General features: G+C 60.1%; 3 protein-coding genes. 2 read left to right on the top strand and 1 reads right to left on the bottom strand.

The genetic code is table 11. From position 1 onward, the window contains the following. Positions 1–282 precede the first annotated feature (282 nt). Complete coding sequence (locus EOL86_14060; GenBank protein NCD26698.1) at positions 283–732, top strand: hypothetical protein; 450 nt, start codon at positions 283–285, stop codon at positions 730–732. Then, positions 733–1,053, top strand: a complete 321-nt coding sequence (locus EOL86_14055; GenBank protein NCD26697.1) for a type II toxin-antitoxin system PemK/MazF family toxin — start codon at positions 733–735, stop codon at positions 1,051–1,053. A gap of 281 nt (positions 1,054–1,334) precedes the next feature. Here the strand turns inward: EOL86_14055 and EOL86_14050 are convergent. Then, positions 1,335–2,165 (bottom strand): heparinase (locus tag EOL86_14050; protein ID NCD26696.1); only part of this gene is annotated, 831 nt, incomplete at its 5' end.

The following is a 2,165-nucleotide window of genomic DNA, read 5'->3' as shown; positions in this document are numbered from 1 at the left end:
CGGCATCGCCCGCGAATCGGAAGATGCGGCCACGCGATCCGGTTCCGCGCGACAGTACCTTGGGAATGCGATGCCGGTGAACTTCCGCAATTGCGGGAAAAGCACGTATGGAGAAGGGATAGTCGGATGGATTACGTAGGTTTTGCCGGGACGAATGGCATCGACAGGCATCAAGTCTAAAAGCGTGCCTCGCTTCATTTAGGAAAAGGGCTCCTCGTTGACTGCGGTTGCCCCCTGTTATAGCCAAGGACCATGTGCCCTCATGTTCCGCAAGAAGAATCCATGGCCCAGAAGGTGTTAGACGAACTCGCCATCAGGGCCGCTCAAGGCGACGTAGACGAGTTCACGCTTTCGCGCCTCGAAAAGTCGGCAGCGACATCCCGGGATGTTGACTGGATCAACTACCTTTATGTCATGGGTGCGATCAGTGCACTTCGGCAGGACAAGGACGCGGTGCGCAAATACTACACGCAGGCCCTCGACGCGAACGGCGGCACATTCAAGACGCGGTTCAACTTCGCGCAATCTCTGGCGATGACCGGTCAATATTGCGAGGCGTTTGCCCAGGCAAAGGCGGCGCTCGAGATTCTTCCTACCTCTGGGCAGGCGGCAGATCTTCTTGAAAGCATTTCGGCCAGGATGATCGAAGAAATGTGGAAGGACATGGACAATGATTCCGACCAAGATCTTACTGGTATGTGCATGATGAATTTCGCAGGTGGAGTGCGATAGGTGACAAGGCGCGGCGACATCTTCATCATGCCGTTTCCGTTTACGGATCTGAAGAATTCAAAAGTACGACCGGTTCTCGTGCTGAACTCCCTCCCTGGTGACGACTGCATCGTTTGCATGCTCACCACTCAACCCTCCCGCTCGCAATACGCGGTATCAATATCTCCGAGCGATACGCGAAATGCCGCTGTCCGTCCTGGAGCGATCCGTCTCGATAGAATTGTTACCTGTGAAGAACGTGTTCTTTTCAAGAAAATTGACGAGCTTGAGCCTGCAAAACTGCAAGAAGCATTAAGCGCAGCGAAAAACCTTTTTGATTAGCCCCGACAAGGGGCTTTTTTTGGCGTGTCCGCCTGAAGCGTACATGCATCGCCAGATTTCTACTGACCCCTCCTGCAATACATCTTCATGCCGAATTACTGCAATGAGCAGATAAGCATGGATTGCCACGTCGAAGACTCCCACGCAGAGCGTGGCTTCTCGCAATGACGCATCAGCATGTCTTTATCGATGACGCTGTCGTGCCTTTCAACTGCAATTTCAGATTCAAGATCTGATCCTGGCATCCCTGGTTTCGACAAATATGCGGACCCCAGCCCACCTCAATCCCCCACCCTCTCCAGCACGAACCCACCCTCCCAAGGCAGACTGGCTGTCTGGCGCACATAGAGGACCGGGCAGGTTTCCTGGCGGCCGAATTCCGGGCAGTACCAGCCGCGCTCCACGGCCAGGGGGCCGTGCAGGGACGTGATCCGCAGGTTGTCGCCCAGCAGCACGCCCTTACCGTTGGGTGCGAAGGGCATGCCCGGATGCAGGTGCAGGCGCAGCTCCACTTCGTGCCGCCCCCGGCCCTCGACCCGGTCGCGGATCTCGATCCGGTTCCCGCTCCAGGCGATGCGGCGATGGTGCATCGGCGATCCGCTCAGGTGCGCGTAGCCGTCGTGGGCGCCCTCGCAGAACAGCGTGCTCCCGTCCTCGCGGGCCAGCGCATGGACGGGATGGGCCCGCCGCCCGACCCGGTGCGCGCCCCAGACCTCGGACTGGTCTACGCGGTCGATGATGAGCCCGTTGTGCCCCACGCCGCCCCGGTTGTAGCGCCGGATGTCCCCGTCCACGTACTGGCGGCACCCCGAATCGACGATAACCCGGCGTCCGTCCAGGGACATCTCAAAGCTCAGGGTGTCGCAATGAGCGTGACCGGGCTGGTAGTCCGGGCCGATGGGGCCACAGTCCATGATCAGAACGTCCCCGGGGCGCGGCGAGAGGCGGCAGTAGCCGCTCCCGGGGAAGGACAGCACCCGCCCGTGGCCGGCCTGCACCGGCTCGCCGCCCAGGCGTTCGTGATACGCCGCAAGCTCCGCATGGCCCGGCTCGATGCCCAGGGCCGCGTCGTTGAACAGGGCGATGCCGCCGTCGGGGTGCGTCAGGCCGCC

It is taken from the genome of Deltaproteobacteria bacterium, from assembly GCA_009930495.1.
Lineage (GTDB): Bacteria > Desulfobacterota > Desulfovibrionia > Desulfovibrionales > Desulfomicrobiaceae > Desulfomicrobium.
Note: the sequence above shows the minus strand (reverse complement) of the source record. Positions and strands in the feature narration are given on the sequence as shown.

Coding starts and splice junctions, on each gene's coding strand:
- EOL86_14060 (NCD26698.1), top strand. CDS start 283: ATGGCCCAGAAGGTGTTAGACGAACTCGCCATCAGGGCCGCTCAAGGC.